Source organism: Arsenicibacter sp. R0_47, from assembly GCF_057652235.1.
In genome coordinates this window covers 438,092-461,748 of sequence record NZ_JBYFCJ010000004.1, presented here as the reverse complement: position 1 = coordinate 461,748, position 23,657 = coordinate 438,092, and the positions used below count along the sequence as shown (strand labels likewise).

Sequence of the window (23,657 nt, the reverse complement as noted above, 5' to 3'; positions counted from 1 at the left end):
ACATAGCGTATCTTTGATTTCTCATACTCACTCATCATTTATTATTTATGGCATGTTTAAATCCTAACGATAAGGATGTTAAGCAATTCTACCAGAAATACGGAGTTGCTGAAACCTACCGTATTTATGTACAGGAAGGATACCATTTACCTTCTTTTGCAGCATACGAAAAAGTTAAAAAAATCCGGGATCTTTCTCTCGAACAAGCTAAATCACTGTTAGGTCAATACGTTGATCTCAACTTATTTAATTTTGAAGATATAGCCGATCTGCAGAAGGATTTACCACCATCTGCCGTTGCTGCTTTTGCGTGGGATACGTTTTATTTCGGATCACGCATTAAACAGGAAGACGTACACGAAGAAGCTTTTCACGCAATTTTTCAGCGGTTAATTAAACCGGAAGAACAGGAAGAACTGCTCCGGACCGGGCTTGCTTTGCTTAAAAATGAACTTAAAAAATCCGGTATTGCTTCCGTAAAATCTTATTACGAACAGATGCGCAGGGCGTATCCGCAGACGTATGAAAAATTAAGTGAAGAGGATGGATATAACCGGTTATATGAAGAACAGCTTGCAAAGGAATTTGTACGGTACATGAAGTACGGGAAAGATAATCCCGCGAGGTACCGGAAAGATCTGACGGCATCCCTTAAACCTGTCTTCGGAAATAAAGCTGCTAACTTTGTACAGAAACTTGTTGATGTACTGTATAACCTGCTCATGCGCTTAACCCGGAACTACGAAAAGAATCAGGCGTTTGCTGATATGTTTTTTGAACGGATCAAAAAGGGAAATTTCTTCTATTCAAAAATTGTAGATCCGGGAGATTATACAACTGTTCCTACAACTCGGTTGATAAGTATAGATAATGAAAATAACTTAACTGTTACTGAAACACAGGAAGTTATCAGGAACGTTGGCGGGTTAGCCCTGCAGCTTAAATACGATGAAAACACAGAACATCTTGATCTGGATGAGCGTATTGAGCTGGCCATGAAAGCATTCGAAACCTACTACAGAAACAGCAGCAATCCACGGCTGCAGCGGTTAGGCGAAGTATTTACTGCTGAGATCGTTGATGAGTGGACCGATGAAGTTACACCGGTCGAAGAATATTCCCGCATTGTAAAGGACATTGAAAGCTATCTGGAAAATCTGCAGGATTATGAAGATTTTCAGGATGAACTGGAAGAAGATGAAAACGGATCGGCCCAGATTGCGGATTTCAATAAGGAAGCAAACGAAAAGGGGGGATTTGATGGAATGTCCACATGGCTGAAAAACTACATTGCTACTACAGGACGGGTTGTGCGGGACGATTCAGGTAATGAGATCAAACACACTATTCTGGTAAACGGTAAACCCTTTGAAATTCCTGTACTGGAAATCGTTGATCCCAATAAGGTATATTATGGTCTGGCACGTGGTTTAGGTAATACCGGTGATTTTATTTCACGGTTACGCAAACTGATTACCTACGGTGATCTGGACGGTAATAATGCTACACAGGCATTTGTTATGAAAATGCTGCGTGATATTGCGTTTAAGGATGAAGCCGGAAAACGCGTTACTGATTCACAGGTATTGTATGAACAGGCGAAAGTGTTGTTTTCCAAATCGGATAAGGAAGTACTTGATACCTTAAATGAAAAGCTGAAAACACCTCAGAAAATTCTGCTTACCCGCGTAATCAACGGTTTTGATTTATGGAACCGTACAAATATGCGTATGCTGTTTGATAACAAAAACGGTTTATCGCAGGTACTCAATCCCAATGACAACAACGCAATTGATAATCAGATCGACGGATGGTTCCGTAACTTTACCAATGTCCGGTTTGATAAAAATGCAGTTACACAGGAACTTCAGAATGCAGGTCATATCGGAGGATTTTATCAAGAACTATTAGGTATTCCCTACGATCTGGCAGATGCTTTCAGCAGAACGTTATCAAGGGATGAAGTTGAACAGTACATTAATGATTACGTTAATTTTATCTATCGAATTACTAACGATAACGGTCTTTCTCTTTCCAGAGAATATATTAAATACAGTACATTCCGTAAAATACAGGAACAATACACTGAAGATGAAGTAACGTATATTCAGGATATTCTTCAGGAAATTGATACAAATAATATTCTGAAAACATTTGATATTGAAAAAGATAATCTGCTGTTTTCAAATAATAGCTTAAAAACAATTTTTGATTTACTGAGTGAGGGAAAAAACCCTGCTGATAAACAGAACAAGGATGATGCTGCTGTAACCCGTCTGAAAGCAATTGCGGAAGGGAATGCTGTATTTGACGAATCCGTATTTGAATCTTCGTATAAAAACGCGGAAAATAAAACCATCTACGCTCACCAGAGCAAAACATTCCATCTCCAGTTTTTCAACATGTTTAAAACGGAATGGGATAAATCGGAACTGAAGCAGATTAAGGAAGGAAAACGTACCGTGTTCCGTCTGGATGAAGAAGGTAATCCTGAATATCTTACGGAAGACCGTGATTTCTATATCAACAACAAACTGCTCGGGTGGATGGAATCCGATCCGCTGTATAAAAAATACTACAACCGGTTCCGTACATTCAGTGTAGACGGTTCACAGCAGGTAGATATGGAACAAACCGATAACCGTCCGGCTCCCAAAAAAGATGGTGATCAGCAGGATGGTGTTACGTTTGGTGGTATGGATGCCCGTACGTTTGCACTGTTCCGGTTGAATTCACTTTTCCAGCTTGAAAATGCACTCTATGAATCAGAAAATTCGGCAAACGGGAAAACAGTAAAACATACGGAAGCATGGTTACAACCGGTATATATGGGAAACCTTGAAGCATCCCGTACGGCTGATTTTATTGCTGTACCGTTTATCAGGGATCTCTACGATACCCGTACCGGATTAACTCCGAAAGCAGTAGCTCTGATTACAGAAGAAATCCGTAAGGAGTACGACCGTATCCGGAAAGTATCAGCACAGATTCAGGCTGGTACGATAACAGATGTATTTGAGAAATACAATAACGGTAAATCTGTAATCCGTACCGTACAACAGGAACGTGTGGATGAAAACGGAAATACTTACATGGCTGATGTACAATATGTTATTCCTAAAGAAGGTAACTCGTATCGTGCATTATCATTTTCTGATTCAATCCGTTCACTGGCGGGAAGTATCATGGATATTCCTAAAGATGATGATACACCGGAAACCAATCTGATTCTTCATGCAATTATTAGCGGAAAACCCTTATCTGAATTTAAAGGTTTGGATCAGGCAATCCGTCAGGCAGTAAATGATACCTTAACAGATCATTACAATCAGCTTGTAAATCAAGGAGTTGTGTACGTAAATCCTAAATCGGGAAAAAACGCAAACATGCTTGATCCGCGTTTTAGCGGTAATACGGTAAAAACACCTGCCAACAACAAGCTTGATTTTCAGAAACTTCTCGGATTTGACAAGGATCTGAAAGCAAACCTGAACCGGTATTTTCTCTCCTCCTTTCTCAATACCCTGTATCTTAATCAGGCAGCTCACGGTGATCCGGCACTGCTTTATAAAAATGATGGCGGGGATATGTTCAAGCGTTTTAAGGCACGGAACGCTGCAATTAAATCGTTTACCAATCCGTTCTCACTTCCTGAATACGGAATCAATACACCAACCCGGTATTTCCGTTATGTACTGTTTGATGATATTGAGGTTGATGCGGATGTACCGGATAAGGGTGATGTAAACCCGTTTGATGCCCAGAACTGGATTTCAAATAAAGGATATATGCGTTCTTTGCTTGGTATGGGTAAGCTTGACCGCTACGTTGCCCATATTATGCAGAAAGAAGAAGCTGGTGTGGCGATCACAGATGAAGAAGCTCAGTGGCTCAGAGATACAAAAAATCAGTTAGGATCGCTTAAAACCGTTGGTGGTACCGGACAGATTTATCTTAAAAAATCGGATTCACGGTTAACTAAACAGCTTACTTCATTATCGGAACAAATCAGCAGGGAAGAATACATGCGTCTGGGTGGTGATATTCATCCGCAGTTCGGCTACTACGTGCTTAACCAATCTGCTTCTCCTGTAAGTGCGTACACCGATCCGGATACCGGAATTACTACCTATTACAAATGGAGTCCACGTCCGGGTATGGATCAGCTGCATAACATGCGGTTGTTCATGGAAGGATTCCGGTATGATAAAACTGAAGCATCATGGAAGTATGTAGGTGAACAGGCTGAAGTGGAATTGTTCATGCCGATCTCAGCATCCAAAATGTTAAACCCGAATGTGTTTAAGGGTCGTCATCTGACCGTAGATTCTGAGGGTAGAGAGCAGGAAGATAAAAACAGTGATTTTGATTTTACCCGCGTAAGTGACCGGAATGTTAATGCAATTGATCTGGATTTTTACGGATTGCAAACTGAAAACCCATCCGGTAAAACAAAGGTTGTTGATCCTACACAAAAGCTGGAAATTATTCTCAATGAGCTGGATAATGCAGAAATCTGGGTAAACGGGAAAAAAGTTGATCAGCACGATTTCCTTAACCGCTATCAGGATCATTTAACTAACCGGGATCAGATTAACTACAATATTGCAAAACAATCGCTTTACGATGAAAACGATAACATCAAGCTTGATGTGTTGTATGAGAAAATCTTTATGAATTTTCTGGAAAGTAAAGCAGATCAGCAAACCATTGATTTTGCTAATCCGGATCAGGAAGGGGGGCCGTTTAACCTGAATATTCCGTTAATGCGGGAAGCATTCATTAAACAGTATTTTGCTCATTTCACCAAAGAAATTCTTTCACACAAACGGGCCGGTGATGCGTTTACCCACGTTACTTCGTACGGACATTCGCTGGTTAAACAGCTTGATTACGTACGGGACAACAAGGGTAATGTTATAAAAGATGCAAAAGGTAATCCGCACGTAACATGGAAAGTAATCCGCAGGGATACACCGGAGTATCTGAGTGCAGCAAAAGATCAGTCACTCAAAACGCGCAATCTTGCAAACCTTCACTATCATGGTACGGTAGAAAACAATACGCTTACCGAAGATTCTGAATGGCATCAACAGGCACGTGCATTACTGGAAGCATCCGGTGGTAATCCGGTTTACATTCTGGATAACGTACGGCACCTTAAACCCCGCTGGCAAAACGGAACTGTAACCGGATATTTTACCGAAGCGATGGTTCCCCGTTGGGATAACAACATTACGGATCTTACCGATGAGCTGAAATATATGTTCGGTGTACGGATTCCCTCGCAGGATAAGCACTCATTTATTAATCTGGAATGGGTGGATACCTTACCGGATTCATTCGGATCATCTATCGTTACAGCAAAAGAAGTTGTTTATCTTTCGGGTTCAGATTTTGACGTTGATAAACTTTTCGTAGTTAAACCGGAAGTATACTGGGATGGTGGTAAGTGGGTAAAGTATGGTAGCGGAGTAACTGCTGAGGAAAAATTCGAACAGTGGTTAACCTATCTCACCAAGTACAACAAAACGTATAGTGCTGCCGTTCATAAGCAAACCAAAAAGTTTTTAAAATCAGAAACACCTGCCACTGCAGAATACAAAGCAAAAGCTGACGAACTGAAAGCGATCACCAACGAAATCAGATCACTTAAACGTGCCCGTAAAGAATTCTTTGCACAGAATCAGAATATGATTCAATCACTCAAATCGCAGCGTGATGCACTGAAAGATATTACAAAAGAAAAATCACTGGAGCTTAATGATGTTGATCAGGCAATAAATGAACTGGTTGGTCAATTAGCTGAACGTGATACTATCGCGGAAATTCAGGTACTTACCGGTAAGAAAGATAAGGTTAAGGAACGGCTTCAGCAGAAACAGATCGCACTTGATGTGATCCGTGAGAGGATAGACGGATTGTTCGGGAATTTACCGGCAGGTGATCTGGCGCAGAAACTGAAAGATCGTGACAGGGTAACTACAGAACTTGCCGAACTGAAAGCTGCAAACATTACCGTACCCGTACTTCATTCATTAAAACTACCCGCTACAGTTGATGAATATACCGCACAGGGAAATGATATGAACGTAGGTTCTATTCACAACCAGATGCTTGAAATTGAGCAGGGCGCATTGAATAACAATAAAACACTCGATAAAGCGTACGGTCAGATTTCACATACTCCTGCGGATTTAAAAGCACTGCAGGATCTGAAAAAAGAAACGTACGACGGGGTTTCTCTTTTTGGTGCTGCAGCTAAACGAATGAGTCTGCACTGGTTTTATTCACACAGTAACGTTCATGAAAAAAACACAGTAGGTAAATCGCTGATCGGGGTGGGTGTAAATGCTAACCTGTTTATGATCAATGCAATCCGGTACGGTTTTAGAATTAATCCTGATTTCTTACCAAGTTTTGTTAAAAACTGGTCAACACAGAAAGATGGAAAAGAAAAAGGATTAAGCTCCGGAGAATATCGTACGTTCGCGGTTGACGGTTCACGTAATTTCAACGTATTTTCTACGATCATTACAGCGGATACCGATGAAGCAAAAGAACAGCTTAATGCGTTTTTCCAGATGGATGAACAGGGTCAGGCTGTAGTATTTCACTTGGTTGGTATCGGATATTCTCTCAAAGAAGCGATGCTGTTTATCAATCAACCTATTATCCAGCAGTACGTTAAAAAGGTAAACGGTAAAGATGCAGCGATTAAGAATCTGGCAGAAGAAGATTATTATCGTGCAAATAACAGCGATGAACTTATCGCAGCAAAAGTACTTAACTTACCATCTGTAGAAGACTGGTATAATCTGAAATCAAGTACCGCTACTTACAATGAAGAAATTCTTCAGCAGCTTATTGTTAACGGGAAAAATTCATCAAAGAAATATTCTGTTAACAATCAACAAGCTATCGAACAAAAACTACTGTTTGACTTTACACAGATTCTTGCTGTAAATAAGTTTGCCAGTAATTTTGTGCGGTTTATCAAACTTAAAAAAGGATTTGGTTCAGAACTTCAGCAGTTTGATTCGTTACTCGAAGCAATTGAAGCATTAGGATTTAATAATCCTACATATTCAGGTGATCTGGTCCCCATTGATATACGCGGAAAAATTCTGAAAAATGCAAACGGTAGTGCGAAACAGATTTACAATTATCTGAAAGAAGATGGAATTATTTACAATAATTTATCTATCCAGAAAAATCTGTTTATAGAACGAAGTCGGATTTTCACCGGTCTTGGAAAATTATTTGATGAACAGTTTGCTGTACGATCAAGAGACGCAAAAGAAGTTTCTAAAAAAGCAGCGGAAACTTATTTGTTCAGTGCATTATACAGAAGCGTATTGAAAGAAACACATCCGGAATGGCTTAACCGGTTGGATGTAAATGAGTTGTATCCGGAAAAACTGGTAGGAAGGTTTAAGGAAGCTGTGAAAAAACACCAGAGTGATGTAAACTCACCTCTGCATAATAATCCGTTGTTCAGTAAACTGGTTCCGTATCAGCGGGATGGTCTGGAATTACTCCGGTTAAATACTACTAAAAAGCTTTTACCGGAAGAGCAGACAGCTCTCATTGACGGGTTTCATCAATTGATGCTTAACAAGGAAACGGTAGAACTTGCGGTTGATCTGTTTCATTACTTTATTCTTAAAGACGGATGGATGTTTAAAATGGGAAACATCAGTAAAATCTTTACCACAAAACTGTTCAGGAATTTATCAAATGCACTGAGTAATTACATGGAAAATCCTGATTTACTTGTTTCCAGTGCATTTTACAGTAAAGCAATATATGATTTGGGGAATGATATAAATTATGCTACGTTAATCAAACGGGTTAAACTTCCTGATAAAAATCCGTATGTTGAAAAAACAACGTACGATGGTAAATCTGAGGGACAGCAGTTACTTTTATTTAAAGTAGATAAACTTTCCGAAGATAAAGCAAAAGAAGCTTCTGTTATGACAGGATTAAATGTAGTATCAAATGAAGATAACCAGTCATTTGCAACATTTCCCAAGTTTATCAAACAGCTTGTTAATGTGAGTGATGATCCTGATCGTACATCATACGAGGAATTTTATTATGAACTCATAAAAATGTACGGAAAGAACGGAGAAACAATAAATCATGATCAGATTAAACTGCAGCTTAAACACGAAGGAATAAAAGGAGTTTATGTACGCATGATTCCTACCGGATCAAAACTGGTTTCCCCGATGACAATCTCCGGAAAAGTTGTTACAAAATCTCAGAATGAAAAATTGGATCAATTGATTAATAATGCAGCATTACCGGAAACAGTACGTGAGTATTATGCTGGTAAAAAAACTGCGGAAGATCTTGTTAATCAGGGTCTTAATTTGTATCTTGCACGTGAAATCATCACCCCGGATTCTCCGTCCGAAATAAATGCTACCACTTCTTCAGGTGATGACGTATCCCAAATGGTTCTCCAGTCTTCTTCCAATCGAATTGATAACGATTTAACTGAACTTGTTACAAAAGATGTAAAACCTGTAGCAAAAGAAGAAAAACTCAACGAACAACAACGTGCTGCTGTTGAGAAAGCAATGCAGGTTATTGCACGTGAACAATCCGAAAATATTCTTGATGATAGTTTTCTGTTATCCGGAAAAGGGGGTACCGGTAAAACGTACACTTCAGAAGTTATCATTGAAAAGATTCTTAAATCAGACCGGTATGCCAGTATTGTTATTGCAGCTCCAACATGGAATGCGGTAAACGAACTGGCTGGTGCGGGAATTGATGAACCGGTAACATTTGCATCACTGGTGGGTACTAAACTGGGTGATCCTGATGAAAACGGTGTACAGGAATTTGAATTGTTTGATGATCAGAAAATTCAGATGATGATTAATTACGGTATGCCACCACTTGTGTTTACTGCTGATTATCTGGTTATTGATGAAAGTTCAATGATTGGTGGTAACGGTAAAGCTCCACATCAAAAGGGTACTGTTTATAATTCATCATTGAAACGGAATGTTCCCCGTTTTGTATCAACTGATGCATGGGAAACATTAAAATACCGGTTGAAGCAGCGGGAAGAATGGGGATATGGAAAACCTAAGAAAATTATTTTCATGGGTGATTATGCTCAGATTTCTCCGGTAGGTACTGCAGAAGATAAAGATTCTCCGATTATTGAATATCTGATGAATCGTCCCGATCAGCACCATGTACTGCTGCAAAACATGCGTACTAAAAAAGATGATTTACATGCACTGCATGAAAAATACCGTACCAATATTGACGCTGCAAATGCGGCATTAAAACAAGGTAAAATTTCAAATGAATCTATTATCCGGAATCCAAACGAAATTGCAACCCGTAAAGATTCGGAAAATATAAAGTATACCAATTCTGATAAAGAACTGGTTGATCTGTTTACGTATTACTATACACTGAATCCGGGTGATGTTAAATCGGCTGTAATTGTAAACTATAACAATTACAACAAACCTGCTACGCAGCAACTGATCGCTAAGGTTCGCAGAGCATTGTTTGGTTTGAATGACGTAAACGAATACAATCCGGGTGAGCTGATTATTCTGAAAGGGAATATGAAAGCACAGTTGCTGATAGACGGGAGAACATCAGAAATGGAATTTCATAATGAAACCCGTTTTTATGTGGAAAATGTCAAAGCTTTTCGTAAACCGATTCAGCATACACACACTGTGAATAAACAGCGGGTTACTTTTTACTTTGATGTTGAAGGATATGATCTGAAATTAACTACGGATGTTGCCGGTGAAAAAGTAACATTTACCCAGTTTGTTCCTAAAAAAGGAGAACTTGACCGGATTTTTGGTTCGTATGATTCAAACGTTCGCGGATTTATCACGCAGGATGGACAGACAGTACCATACGGTGCGTTTCTTGCCATTAAGGAAAAACTTCCGGAAATGCAGTACGGATATGTAGTTAATTCTCATAAAGTGCAGGGTAGTAGTTACGTAACTACACTGGTTGATGAGAGCAATATTGCAGCAGCTCCTGTCAGCAATAAAGAATTCAACCAGCTAATTTACACAGCAGCATCCCGCCCGAAACAAAAACTTGTAATCTTTAACCGGAGTAATCCTTCACAAGCAACTTCACAGTTTGTTAAAGAAATCAGCAATACTGTGGAAATCCCACCTCAGCAACCTGATGATCTGCAGATTGCAAATCAGGATTGTACTAAACCCTCTTAATAAATGGCTTGCAAAATCCCTTACATTGATGATTATTATCAAGGTGCTCAACTTACGTCAGCACGTGCTTTACACATTGAAATCGGAAAGCATTTAAGGGAAGCTACAGATACAGACGGAGATCGGTTGTTTCCTGTCCGGAACGGATATATTGTTTTGAACAACAAAGCAGATATTCGTTCCGAGCAGGAACAATTTATTGGTAAAATAAAAAACGCGTACGGGGATCGTACCGTTCAGGTTTTACCCGCACATCATCAGGGTCTGGATGTAGTTTCTATTGATGTTCGTCATAACATCGGTTTAATCAACACACAACAGAATGAGTTAACCGATAATGACATTCGTATCTTCGGAACTGATACCGTACAAGGTAATATTCAGGAAACGATTGCCAGTGGATATGATGAATATCTGCGTGATGATCCGTCCGCTTCACAGGAACGTACTTCTTTTTTTGAAGGTGTACTTGAACGGATCCGTGATAATCTGCGCCAGTACGGTAAACTACTCAAAGAAGGTGTTGTTGATTCTCCGGATTTCCGGGTAAAAGCAAACAAGATTCAGCAGCAGATTATGAATCTGAACGATGATGATCTGACCACCGGAGCTGCTTTGGGTAATTACGTAGTACAAACTTCACAGTGGCTCGATAGTGTGTACAATTCATTCTTCCGGGATAATAACAACGTAGAAAAAGTACACAAGGAGATTAAAGAACTTAATCAGCGGAGAGATCAGCTTACGGCTGAAGAACTGGAAGAACTTGACGAGAAAATCCGGTGGGTTTCCAAACAGATCAACAAGAGCACACATTACATGTATCTGTTTAATGATCTGCTGGATTTTAATAAGCAGCTTAAAGCACAGCGGTATACTTATCCGGAAAACAATTCGGTTATCCGGTCAAAAGAATTTTACAATGATCTCAACAATTTACTGAACCACAATTATGAATCAGATGTAACTGCTGTACTGAAAACCATTGAATTTACCGAATTATCCAAACAGCAAATACAGGATCTTGTTGATAGTGAAGGTGTTACTGCTTCATCATTGATTAACCTCATTGAACGGTTAGCTGTACGTGATAATCCCTCGCTCACTGCAGAGGGATTGTTTTCTTTCCAGCTTGCAGTAAATTCAATGGTGAATAAACATAAACGGGCATCTGTTGAGGATATATTATCAGATGCTGCCGATAAAGCGGAACAACTGAAAACACAGCTTCAGAAACTTCATTACGATGTAATAGAAGAATGGTTGTGGCCTGTTGTGGAAAACAAACAGAAAAATTATACCGGTGATCTCAAACTAACCAAAGAGCAGTTCAGCACACTGCTTCGTACCGGTGATAAGGATGAACCTGTACTGAAACATTTACTGGATGCTACTGTACAATCCGGTGATCCGTTAACGGCTGCTGTTGCACTCATGATCGGAAACAAGATGTATGATGCTCACCAGCAAACAATCGTAGAAGGACAGAAAGTAACAGATGTGAGGGAAGATCTCAAACTGGAAAAGAACATGTCCCGCGATGAGATTAACCGTTACCACAATGAAATGACGCATCAGCAGTTATATGCTGAGAAAGATAGTTACGGAAATCTGCAGGAAGTAGCTGCTGATTATGATGGTGATAAGATTGAGATTAATGTATTCGGACGGAGCATCTGGTTAAAAGCTGCGAAAAAGAAAGCATTTCTTTCTGAATACAACGATGCATTGTATGATGCACATCAATCGTATTTTTATCAGCACGTGAATAAAGAAATCCGTAAGCTGTACGATCTGCTTCCTTACAAAGAAGGGAAACCGGATCTCACGCAAGCTCCGATGGATCTGGTAAACTTTCTTGCTTCATCATCTGATCCGGTTCATAAAGTGATTCTGGACCGTTTATTTTATATCCACAGAAACGGAGCGATCAGCTATAATAAGTTTACCGTAGATCCTAATCGTCCTTATGGATTATGGAATGAAATTAAAAGTATCTATCAATCAGACTTTTATAAAACTAACCGTACGATTTTAAAAGGAGCTGAACGTAACCGGAAACTAAAAGAACTGGGATTTGACAGTGTATCGGGAAAGAAAAAAATTCCGAAAGAACTTCAGAAACATGTAAGTACCCGTTACATGACAAAAGATGATAATCCGGCACACCTGCGGGAGCAGCTACTGAAAGGTAAGTATGAGCACATTACCAGTTACGAAGAGGGGGAAAACGTATTTGTACTGGTGATGAAGAACGGAGAGCTTAAATGGCTCAATATCACCAAAGAACCGATGGATGATATTGACGCGTATTATACGCTGCGTGGTGCATTTACTCCGTTATCTGATAAATATCATTACTCTAAAGCGTATGATCAGTCTGTGGTTGATAAGTGGAATACACTTAATGCGGATACCCGTAAGAAAGCTTATTTTACTTCTTTGTTATCTCACTACAATACTGCGAATAACCGGTTAGGTAAAAGTGCATTACAATATAATATTCTTCCACAGGTTGAAAAATTAAAGCAGACGGGAGATTATATTCCTGATAAATCCACACTGGAAAAAATTGTAAGCTGGTTTAAGAGAGTATTGCTTGGTGAGCAGCAATCTCCGGAGACAAACAATGAGAAAGAAACCACGTATCAGGAAGAATACATTAACGGAGATCCTGTTCTGAAAATTCCGGTACGGTTTATTACACACATCAGCGATGATGTTCTTGAAGAAGATTTGTACCGGTCTGTACTTATGTACGGGGCTTCGGCAAACACGTACGCAAATTTCCGTGAAATCGAACCTCAGATTCAGGTACTCAAACGAATTATTAAACCGGATGTAGTTCTTGGAATGCAGGGACGTATGGTAAAGGATTATGATGCGTTTGACCGGGTGCTGATCCGGTTTGGTAAAAAACATAACGATGCGGTAGCTGAACGGTTAAATCAGAAGCTCACTGAATTCATCAACGATACAATGTATGGTCAGGATAGTTTTGATGCATCTGTTTCTGTACTGGGCAACCGGATTGATATGCAGAAACTTACCGGTAAAATCAGTGGATATACTGCTTTCAGTAATCTTGCGTGGAACGTCAGCTCCATGTTTCAGAACGTAGCAATCGGTAATCTGCAGAACTATGCAGAAACAATCGGTAGGGGAATGTACTCTAAGGAAGATTACGCATCAGCACAAAAAGAGTATTGGGCAAATATCGGTGGGTTTATGAAAGATCTCAAACAACCCAATTACGGTAAGAAATCCCTGATCAATCAGTTGGCCGTTTATTTTGATGCTATTCAGGGTGAATTTATTGATGAGAACGGCGATGTATCCCGTACCGGTAATGCGGAAAAAATGATGGAACGTGCAATGTTCTGGACGCAATCTGCACCGGAACATCAGATTCAGATTACCCTGATGATTGCCGCAATGAAAGGATATAAACTGCCATCGGGTAAATCCCTGTGGGAATCTGTAGAACACAAACCGGGTGAACTGTTTCAGTTTCCTTCTGAAGTGTCTCCGGAAATATTGCGTGATTTCCGTAATAAGCTGCACAGCACGAATAAGAAGCTGCACGGTCATTACTCCAAATTTGATAAAGCACTTATTCAGCGAAGATACTGGGGTAAGTTATTGATGATGTTCAAGAAATACCTGTACTCATCGGTACGTCACCGGTTCGGTGATAAACGGTTTGACTGGGAAGCAGGACAGGAAACCAGCGGATATTTACGGGATTACTTCAAAATGCTGCTTGATGAAACAAAAACACAGAAAGGATTGCTCGCAAAAACGTTGTTTGGTTTACGGAATTTTGTAGTAAAACCTTACGCAGGGGTATTAGATCAGCTTACATTCGGACAGCTTTCTAAAAACTCAGCAGCGTTTTCAGCGTTTGCATATGGTACACCGGAGCAACAGGATGCGGCTAAACGTGCATCATTTGATATGATGATGCTCACAATGATCTCATTATTCATCATCGGTATTGAAGCTGCACTGGATGATGACGATGAAGAAGGAGATAAGGTGCTGAAAAACATTGAGGTGTTTTTACTGCGCATGGAAGGTGATCTGGGTATGTATCTTCCGTTTTTTGTATCACCGAGAGGTCCGCAAATATTCACTACCGTTGATAAGGCAATGCAGCTCGTTAAATCACCGTTAGCACAGCTCAGAGCGTACGATGCATCTGTGAAGGTATTATCTCAGTTGTGGGAAGATGTTGGTCCCTACGGTCACGTATGGTGGGATAGCGGATTTGAACAGTATGATCGTGGTGGTGCCGGATACGAAAAAGGAGATTATAAAATTGCACGGAATATTAAAAAATCTGTTTTCGCTCCTTTCTGGCAGGTTGGACGGTTATTTAATCCGGATGAACAGTTACAGTATATGAATCTCTCTCGTAAAAACTCCCGTTAATCTCCTCCCAAATCAAGAGATTATACTTTTAAAGAATTACGTGTTATATATTTGATGCTGTAATTCTACCGCACCGTGAACAGAAATAAATTCTTAGGTAATAATCATATTCCGGGGTTTGATAACGGGGTGGCGTTTCCCGCACAGCAATTCGATGAAGTGAAATGTTTACTTCGTGAAGTTGAAGATGCATTACAGAAATGTAAATGTTCGTGTAAAAACCGTACAGAAGGATCGTCAAATTTACCCGTTACCACTACATCGTTAGCTGAATTGTCTAGTTCAAAACAATCATCTATCGGTGCAGGAACAATTGTAGTTACTGATGAATACCTGTATATGTATATGGGAGAAGGTGACAAACGTGAATCTTCATCATACACGTATATGGGTAAACGTTCGGATGAGGAAACTGATCCGGGAAACATTGCGGAGATATTCCAGAGCCATTTAACCTTTTAATAATCATGAAATGTTCACTTACCCCCAAAGCGGGAGTAATGTATATTGAAAAGAAACAGTGGGATAAAACGCAATGTAAATTACAGGAACTTCAGAAACGTCTCGATGATCTGGAAGCAGATGAAGCGAATAACGTAGAACCTGATGAAGTCCCCGGATTACTTGATGATAATCTCTCTGATGCATTCAATAACCCCTTAACCCCATGACAGTAGTTACTCCTCTCAGTAAACGAGTTGTAGCTCCCGCAAACTTAGGAAAAACGATTGTCAGCAATCTGTTTTCCTCAAACAAGTACGATGTTAACATTGATAGAGATACGTTAATTGCTGATTTGCAAGGTGTTATTTCTCTCAATGTTAACTCCGTAACAGTCCGGAATTTAATTCGCTCTGTTGAAACAGCAACTACTTTTGAGTATTCTCCGGTTACAAGAATTATCCGGTACACCAATGAAAAAGGAGTTGTTACGGTAGTTGATCTTTCTGAGTTTGCATCACGTGTTGATACGGAAGAAAGTGAAACCATTGCGTTTTCAGAAACGGATAACAAGCTTTCAGCTAACGTAAAGGTTTCTGCCAAATCAGGAAATGCGTTAACCGTTGACGAGCAGGGACTGTATGTATCTCCGGGAGCTGTACAGGGAGCTGTAGAAGTACAGGATGCTTTCGGAACAGTTTTAGGATTCATGATTTAATATACAAAACTCAACGCAATGTTAACACCTGACGATGCCAGCACTTCAAGTTATAACCGTACAAAATGTTGGAAAAACATTCAAAGCATCCCACGTTGAACAGCAAAAAATTGATGTAAACGTGGATAAGGATACTTTGGTTGTAAATGAAGACGGTACTATTTCTGTTAACATTGATTCAGAAACAATTCAGAATCTGTTTGATTTTGAAGATTCATACACACCAAACCGAGGAAGTTTAATTTAATTACCCATCGTAAATGACAACAGCACAAAAACTACAGGCAGTACTAGCTCAGATTGGTACTGACATTGCGTTTGTAAACGGTAAAGCGGGTGCGCTTTCCGCACTTACAACAACTCAGAAATCAAACCTTGTTGCAGCAATTAACGAACTCAAATCGTTGATTGACGGTTTGGGTGCTTCTGCACTGCAAATTGATGATACAACTCCTTCTGCTACGAAAGTATTCAGTTCGGAGAAAGTAAGTTCACTGGTTAACGAATCCATCAGTGCACTGATTGCCGGTGCTCCAACTGCACTGGATACCCTTAACGAACTGGCAACAGCTCTGCAGAACGCTGACAGCGAAATTGCTGCTTTGCTGGAAGCTCTGGGGAACCGTGTTCGTTTTGATGCCCCCCAAACGCTGACTGATGCACAGAAAGCACAGGCGCGTACGAACATTGGTGCGGTAAGTGCTGCTGATTTCAGTACACTTTCTGCAGGGATGCAGTCAGAAATTGATACGCTTGAAACAGCTCAATCAACTTTAGCTGGCCGTGTTACTACTGCTGAAGGTGAAATTGATACCCTGCAGTCAGATCTTACAGCTCTGAGTGGTGTAGTTGATACCAAAGCTTCACAAGCAAGCGTAACTACTCTTGCTGGTCGGGTAACTACAGCAGAAGGTGACATTGATGCACTGGAAACTGCCGTAGCCGGTAAGGTTTCACAAGCTGCATACGATGCTAAAGTAGCTTCTCTGGAATCTGATATTCAGGCTCTGGAAGATATTTCAGCAAAACAGGTTCGTGTAGATGTTGCTCAATCATTCAGCACAGGTGAAAAAGCTCAGGGTCGTGATAACATCGGTGCTGCTTCTGCTGCTGCTGTTACTTCACTGGAAGGTCGTGTAAGCACTACCGAAAGTGATATTGACGCGCTGGAAACAAGTGTAGCTACAAAAGCTTCTCAATCAAGTGTTGATACACTGGCCGGTCGTGTTACAACTGCTGAATCGGATATTGATTCACTGGAAACACGTGTTGGTGCTGTTGAAACAGTTAACGGTACACAAAATACACGGTTAACTGATCTGGAAGCCGGTTTATCTGCTGTACAATCAAGCAACGCCGGTAAAGCTTCTGCAAGTTCAGTAACTGCACTTGAAGGTCGCGTAAGTACTGCTGAATCAGAAATTGATGCATTACAGGCTGCTGCTGATGCAACTGAAGATATTCTGGCTAAAGTTGTACGGGTTGATATTGATCAGACCGGTACGTTTACTTCAGTTGAGAAAGGTCAGGCCCGTAGCAACATTGGTGCTGCTGCACAAACTGATCTGAATGCTACCAACGCACGTGTAACCACTGCTGAAAGCAATATTTCAACACTGCAGTCAGATGTTGATGCTGTTGAAAATGCGGTTATTTCTGCTCAGTCAGATATTGATGCACTGGTATCAACACTGGGTGATCTGGATGTAAACTTCCTGTCAGCATACACTACAGCTCGCGGTACACTTGCTTAATTTTTATTAACAGCTATATCCACCGTAGGGGAGGGGAATAACATTTCTCTCCCCTTTTTAACAACACCACATTATGTCACAAAATACAACTTCCATTAACCTTCAGCAAGCCCTTCAGCTGATCGGATCTGATATGCAGAAGGTTTATTCTAAACTGGATATTACACCTGCTAAAGTAACCGGATATACCGGTCCGTTTGAAGCATTGATTACCAGTACCGGTGACGTATATGATTATGATGCTGCAAGTTCTGAACCTGTTGACGGAGTAAATGTACTGAGTGCTACCGGAAAAGGTACAGGTCGATGGGTAAAACGTGATCTGGTTGTCTCCGGAGATTTTACCGGGCTTATCAGTAATTATGATCCGGGTAACATTGCAGAAGTATTCACATCTAACACCAATTTTTAATTATGGCTTCATTAACCCAACGTTTAACTGATTTTGCTGTTTCGGTAGCAAATAAACATAATCTGCTTAATATCCTCAAACAGGATAAACTGATTCCCGGATCCGGTATTCATATTGCTGACGATGGTAAAACGATTTCGTCAACTGTTGAAGCGGGTGGTGCCGTTGATTCAGTAGCGGGAAAAACCGGTGATGTAACGCTTGATGCTTCAGATATTTCCGGTCTGGCAAACGTAGCGAAAACAGGTCACTACAATGATTTGTCCGGTAAACCTGCTATTCCTGCAAAAGTATCAGATCTTACCAATGATTCGGGTTTCCAGACTTCAGCTCAGGTTGATGCGCGGGTACAACAAGTTGTTGGTGCTGCCCCTGCAGCATTGGATACATTGCAGGAAATCGCAACTCAATTAGAAAATGATCAGGATGCTGTTGCTGCACTTACTACTACAGTATCAGGTAAAGCTGATAAAACCTATGTTGATAGTCAGTTAGCAAATAAAGCATCGTATACAGATGTAGATTCTAGTATTAATGCTGAGTTAGGTCATACTGATACAAGTTATCAGATTATTGCTGATAACGGAACCCAACCTATAGCTCATTACCTTGATTTACTGTATAATGGTAAAGTAGATAAAGTTGCAGGTAAACAGTTATCAACAGAAGATTATACTACCGGTGAAAAAACTAAACTGGCAGGTATTTCAGGTACAAATACCGGAGATGAAACCGCAACTACAATCAGAACGAAAGTAGGTAATGCTTCAGCATCTAATACCGGTGTACTTACCAGCACAGACTGGAGTACTTTTAATAACAAACAGGCTGCATTAGGATATACTCCGGCAAATAAAGCAGGTGATACCTTTACCGGTAATATTGGTGCTCCTAACCTGAGTGGCACTAATACAGGTGACGAAACCGCTACAGGTATCCGTACCAAGCTTGGTATTACAACCCTGAGTGGTTCAAATACAGGTGATCAGACTATTACTTTAACAGGTGATGTTACCGGTTCAGGTACAGGGTCTTTTGCAGCAACACTGGCTAACAGTGGTGTAAGTGCAGGCTCTTATGTAAATGCAAAAATTACTGTTGATGCAAAAGGTAGAGTAACAAGTGCTTCCAGTAACCGTGTAACAATCAGTAACACAACTGCTACCGGAGCTATAACGGTAGATCTTGCAAATGCTGATGATACTTATCTGTTTTTAACACTTACAGGTAACGTAACACTTACCATTAATAATGCAGCTCAGGGTAAAGCACTTTACATCCGTGCAGTACAAGGTGGTTCAGGTTCTTATACAATTACTTTTCCAGGTAGTGTAACATTTGCTTCTACACCAAGCTGGAACACTGCTGTAGGTAAAGTAAACACGTTTGCAATGGTTGGCTCCGGAACAACTTCACTGGATGCTAACAGCACTAAATATCCGTAATTAAATCAGAAAGCACTTGTATAAATTATTTTATATGAGTGCTTTTTTATCTCACAAAAAAGCTATGATCGGAATAATCAAAGAGATGCAAAATGTTGTAAAAAGTTTAAATAGTGTAATATTAAGTACACCTAACTGGACATTTACTATAAATTACTCTGGAAATGCCTCAACTTTTACAATTATGTTTTATCAAACAATTGGTGGTGGTTTACAGGCTCAAAGAGGTCCGGTATCTTTATCTGGTAGCCCTAGAGTATGGTTTGAAAATAATGCGGGTTATAATCCTGCAATTGTAAAATATGCAGTAGTACGTATTACATTTAGTGACGGGACAACAGCAGATTCAAATTATATTTCATTACCATACTAATTTGTTTGTTTATTGAAAATTGCGTTTTCAAATATAGCACTTATATAAATCATTGAAATTTATATAAGTGCTATATTTATATCACAACAAGCTATGATTGGAATAATTAAAGAAATGATGAAGGTGGTTGAAATACCATTAACAGCTCCCTCAAACTTTTCGGGTTATGCGAATAGTTACAGTAGTGCTTATTTTACGTGGACAAATATCAGCCAAAATGCTGAATTAATTGTAGTTGAAGCGTATGATCCGAATACCGGAGATTATATACCGATGAACTGGACTGGTGGTAATGCCAATGCTATTCAAGTTGATAGTCTGGAAGAAAATACCGGTTATTCATTCAGATTACGGGTTGATAAAAACGGACAATCCGTGTATACAGATTCAATTTATATTCAGACTCCTGCTTCACCTCCGAATATTATTGGTTGGGATATTGTTGAACAACATACAATGAACGGGCAAACGTATGTTATCAGTGAAGTTACTTTAGATAAAGGACAGAACGGATACAGCTTTACATTAATTGTCAATCCTCAGTATGGTGCAGTATTCAGCTATAATGAAGTTGATTCGAGCGAAGATACAACGGTAAGAGTAACCAGCATTATTCCTGCTACAAGCGGTACCTATAATGTACGCATTAACGGTTACACGCCGGGTGGTACGGTGTATACAACAACAGGCTGGACTTCTATTACGTTGGGATAATTTCAGGTTGAAAAAACATCTCTTTGCAATTCAAGAGAGGTTTGGTTCCGCCAGACCTCTTTTTTATTTTTACATCATTAACACGATCCTGTTATTCCACAGAAAATCCTATCGTAATGTAGATCGTTCGTTAATATGAAATAAGGGGGTTTGGGGTCAACACAAACTCCCGCTTTTCCTTCTCATTTATGCAGAAATCACAACAAATTTACGAGTGGAAACCTGATATTGAACTTACCGTTACCGGTTTTGAACTCAATGTTCTTTCACAGGGTTTAATGGCAGCAACTTCAGCGAATCAAATGTTACAGGATATTTTAACGCGAGGAGTACTGGAAGGTAAAATTCAAACAAAATATATCGGGGAAGACGGAAGTGAACTTTCCGAAGATCAAGTGAATCAGTTAGCGGAAGCGTTAACGAGTGAACTCGAAAAAGAATTACCTCAAATGGGTTGATGTAATCATCTATATATTTGTTTAGTTTCAGTTGTTAATCCTCTGCTCGCATTGAAGCAGGGGATTTTTTTTTTGGAAAAATAAAAAAGCAGGACGGGGTTTTCCCATCCTGCTTTTTTTATTTGATGAACTCCTGCATCGGAATTATTGTGAATCCTTCAGCTACATCATCTGTATAATTAATCTGTACAAGTCTCCAGAATACATCCGGTCCCCATTCAGCATTAAGATCGGCATGAGCATTTATTGCTGCATCCATTGTTTCATACTTTTTCCAAAGCTGCCAGAACAAAGGTAATTTTCCGAATGCATAAGCGGATGGAATTGCCATTTGTAATCCCCATTTCTTTGAAAGATTGTGGGTTTTTTTATTTGCAGAAGTATGAAATTTTGGTTTAGCTGGTGGTGGTAACGATTTGATGATCTGATCATAATAAGAAAGATTACGATAATAAACCTGTAATTCTTCTTCGGAAATCTGTCTCATGGTACGTAAAGGATAGTAGGATTGTCCTTTTGAATATCAATTGCAGGGTAGAACTTTTTGAATTGTTCTACATTAAACGGAGATGTAATGAGATGGTATCCGTTTTTGGTTTCCAGTTCAGCATACACTTTATCCTGACGCAGATTCGGTTCACAATTCTTGATTGTATTCCGGATCATTGTCCGCAGCTTCTCATCCTTTACATCAATATCAACAATCCACTTTTTATTTGGTTCGTTGCTGTATGCACCGGCTACGGATTCGTACGCTTTTCGGCTGGAACGGAAATCACGGTTTATAATCTGATCTGCAATTTTCCGCAGTGCATGGAACGAAAGTCTTTCGAATGATCTCCGGTTGAGATTGATACACGCACGTGCATTATGAAACTCACACAATCTGCATATTTCTGCAAATTTATCTTCCAGATAGTTGACACTGGTAATATAGTAAGTTTTGATTACCTGTGAGTTGGAACCAAGTTCGGGATGCTCTTTCTTGCGTTTCAGAATCTGCAGATGATACATGTCATCATCAGATTCAAAGGTGAGCAGTTGAATAATATCAACAAGATTATTGATCATAACAGAAATTCAGGATCTACTTTAAGGTCAAACGCTTTGATGCAGAATTCGAACGGATTACCCGGAATCTTCATAACCAGATCCAGCATGGTATTGGCAATCTGATGGATTTCCCGCTGTGCATGAGCATCATTACGGAGCATCTGAATATTGATGAAACTACGGAAGTTCATCTGCCAGTCGTAGTTGAGCTGTGTCGTGTATCCCAGAAAATACCGTGAAGATTCTTTTGCACGTTTAGCACCAAGAATTTTCCGGAGATCTTCACACGACTGATGATATAGCTCATAACCCAGATTAGCATACAGTTCAAGCACGTTAAGTAATCTGTCACCGGTATATGCAAAGGTTGCACCGTTCATATCCTGTACGTCACGTGTAAACACAATATCTTTCCAATCATCAGGAAGATAAAACTTATCTGTAACGAATTCTTTATACCGTGCTGATTCGCCGTTGATATGTGAAATCCGGTGTTTCAGTGAATGAATGTGCGATGCCAGATCACCTTTGATCTGAAAATCCAGATGTGATTTTTCAAACGGTGTACCGTGACCGTGATCAGCAAGAAACTTAATCAGATCTGCTGCTGATTTTGCTTTTGATTGTGCAATGTGATGAAAGATTACATCAACGCGATCCTGAATGTTCTCCGGAAGTGTAATTCCAAGTTCTTCAGTAGTTGATTGCCATGCAGAAACACAAGAACGTTTATCTCCACCATAATATCCGATCAGCTCTACGCTGTTGCTGTGATTTGTCATGTTTTAAATTTGAAGAAGTTTTAAAATCTGTTCCAGTTGTTCAACGGAACTACAGGGGCCATCGTAAATAGTGTGATAAATATCACCTTCGTAACGACTACCAAATCCATTATCGTTTTCGATAGAATAACAAATGTGAATCCATTTATCTTTTTCGATAGAACCACTTAACTCAAGCTTTTTGTGAATGTAATGCGCCGGGCCTGTTTTATGATATTCGTTACCGAAATTTCGGATTGGAATCCAATCCTGAGCAATTAATAATTCATGCATAAGAAAAAACCCTTTCAGGAGATTACACTGAAAGGGTTTTGAATTTTAGCACTTAATAAACTGTGAAAGATTTGCAGGACGGTAATTAATATTTTTCATTACCTTATTATCTGCTGTACGGAAAATGACGAACTTACTTTCAATTTCTTCGTAATGACAAGCAATACCTTTCTTTGCATAATCTGCAATAGTCAGTTCTGCTTCTTCAATTGAAGAACAAGGTTTTGTCATGTTGGAACTGTGTACTTCGTTGAATGCTTTCGGAAATACTTCTTTCATTCCGAATTCCAGCACTCCACCCATTGCAATATATTCAATATCACAAAATGCATCAAGAATTTCTACTTCATCTTTTGCTTCACACGCAGCTTCCAGTTCATCAATTTCTTCACGAAGTAGTTTGAGTCTTAATAGTACCCGATCTTTCGCAGGAATGCAGGGTGATTCCGGAATTGGTACTTTATTTTGTCGTGAAAATTCAGCTACGGATTCTAGTGTATGCATAATATTTATCGGAAAGAATCTTTAATTCTTTCGTTAAATTTTCCAAATGTTCTGG

17 protein-coding genes are annotated in these 23,657 nt (G+C 39.7%); 12 read left to right on the top strand and 5 right to left on the bottom strand.

The window, feature by feature from the left end; genetic code table 11:
* The first annotated feature begins 47 nt into the window (after window positions 1–47).
* The 12 genes from AC23NW_RS10785 to AC23NW_RS10730 all read left to right on the top strand — a co-directional run bounded on the left by AC23NW_RS10785 (window position 48) and on the right by AC23NW_RS10730 (window position 20,990).
* Window positions 48–10,241: an AAA family ATPase gene (locus AC23NW_RS10785; protein ID WP_487449433.1), complete on the top strand. Its 10,194-nt coding sequence runs from the start codon at window positions 48–50 to the stop codon at window positions 10,239–10,241.
* A 3-nt stretch (window positions 10,242–10,244) separates the two neighbouring features.
* The gene (locus AC23NW_RS10780; RefSeq protein WP_487449431.1) at window positions 10,245–14,675 is read left to right on the top strand and encodes a hypothetical protein; all 4,431 of its coding nucleotides are present in this window, start codon (window positions 10,245–10,247) and stop codon (window positions 14,673–14,675) included.
* Window positions 14,676–14,750: 75 nt separating this feature from the next.
* Window positions 14,751–15,137: a hypothetical protein gene (locus AC23NW_RS10775; protein ID WP_487449430.1), complete on the top strand. Its 387-nt coding sequence runs from the start codon at window positions 14,751–14,753 to the stop codon at window positions 15,135–15,137.
* A gap of 5 nt (window positions 15,138–15,142) precedes the next feature.
* A complete protein-coding gene (locus AC23NW_RS10770; protein ID WP_487449428.1) occupies window positions 15,143–15,346 on the top strand; it encodes a hypothetical protein in 204 nt (67 codons plus the stop codon).
* Window positions 15,343–15,834 (top strand): hypothetical protein, encoded by a 492-nt coding sequence (locus tag AC23NW_RS10765; protein ID WP_487449427.1) that lies wholly within the window; start codon window positions 15,343–15,345, stop codon window positions 15,832–15,834. The genes AC23NW_RS10770 and AC23NW_RS10765 overlap by 4 nt, the downstream gene beginning before the upstream one ends.
* A gap of 34 nt (window positions 15,835–15,868) precedes the next feature.
* Window positions 15,869–16,081, top strand: a complete 213-nt coding sequence (locus tag AC23NW_RS10760; protein ID WP_487449426.1) for a hypothetical protein — start codon at window positions 15,869–15,871, stop codon at window positions 16,079–16,081.
* Window positions 16,082–16,094: 13 nt separating this feature from the next.
* On the top strand, window positions 16,095–17,588 hold the full coding sequence (locus tag AC23NW_RS10755; RefSeq protein ID WP_487449425.1) for a coiled-coil domain-containing protein: 1,494 nt from the start codon (window positions 16,095–16,097) through the stop codon (window positions 17,586–17,588).
* Between the two features lie 133 nt (window positions 17,589–17,721).
* Window positions 17,722–18,000: a hypothetical protein gene (locus AC23NW_RS10750; RefSeq protein ID WP_487449424.1), complete on the top strand. Its 279-nt coding sequence runs from the start codon at window positions 17,722–17,724 to the stop codon at window positions 17,998–18,000.
* A 2-nt stretch (window positions 18,001–18,002) separates the two neighbouring features.
* Entirely contained in the window at window positions 18,003–19,445 is a 1,443-nt protein-coding gene (locus tag AC23NW_RS10745) for a hypothetical protein (protein WP_487449422.1), read from the top strand.
* Window positions 19,446–19,479: 34 nt separating this feature from the next.
* Entirely contained in the window at window positions 19,480–19,818 is a 339-nt protein-coding gene (locus AC23NW_RS10740; RefSeq protein ID WP_487449420.1) for a hypothetical protein, read from the top strand.
* 93 nt (window positions 19,819–19,911) lie between these two features.
* Complete coding sequence (locus AC23NW_RS10735; RefSeq protein WP_487449419.1) at window positions 19,912–20,532, top strand: fibronectin type III domain-containing protein; 621 nt, start codon at window positions 19,912–19,914, stop codon at window positions 20,530–20,532.
* 188 nt (window positions 20,533–20,720) lie between these two features.
* Window positions 20,721–20,990, top strand: a complete 270-nt coding sequence (locus tag AC23NW_RS10730) for a hypothetical protein (RefSeq protein WP_487449417.1) — start codon at window positions 20,721–20,723, stop codon at window positions 20,988–20,990.
* A 118-nt stretch (window positions 20,991–21,108) separates the two neighbouring features.
* Here the strand turns inward: AC23NW_RS10730 and AC23NW_RS10725 are convergent, their stop codons facing one another.
* Genes AC23NW_RS10725 through AC23NW_RS10705 form a run of 5 tightly spaced genes read right to left on the bottom strand, consistent with a single transcriptional unit; the run spans window position 21,109 to window position 23,602 of the window.
* On the bottom strand, window positions 21,109–21,477 hold the full coding sequence (locus AC23NW_RS10725; protein ID WP_487449415.1) for a hypothetical protein: 369 nt from the start codon (window positions 21,475–21,477) through the stop codon (window positions 21,109–21,111).
* The gene (locus AC23NW_RS10720; RefSeq protein WP_487449413.1) at window positions 21,474–22,061 is read right to left on the bottom strand and encodes a hypothetical protein; all 588 of its coding nucleotides are present in this window, start codon (window positions 22,059–22,061) and stop codon (window positions 21,474–21,476) included. Before AC23NW_RS10720 ends, AC23NW_RS10725 begins: the two co-directional genes overlap by 4 nt.
* Complete coding sequence (gene thyX, locus AC23NW_RS10715) at window positions 22,058–22,825, bottom strand: FAD-dependent thymidylate synthase (protein WP_487449412.1); 768 nt, start codon at window positions 22,823–22,825, stop codon at window positions 22,058–22,060. The genes AC23NW_RS10720 and thyX overlap by 4 nt, the downstream gene beginning before the upstream one ends.
* A 3-nt stretch (window positions 22,826–22,828) precedes the next feature.
* Complete coding sequence (locus AC23NW_RS10710) at window positions 22,829–23,098, bottom strand: hypothetical protein (RefSeq protein WP_487449410.1); 270 nt, start codon at window positions 23,096–23,098, stop codon at window positions 22,829–22,831.
* A 45-nt stretch (window positions 23,099–23,143) separates the two neighbouring features.
* Window positions 23,144–23,602 carry a pyrophosphohydrolase domain-containing protein gene (locus AC23NW_RS10705; protein ID WP_487449408.1) on the bottom strand — a complete coding sequence of 153 codons (459 nt, stop codon included), beginning with the start codon at window positions 23,600–23,602 and terminating at the stop codon, window positions 23,144–23,146.
* Between the last annotated feature and the right edge of the window lie 55 nt (window positions 23,603–23,657).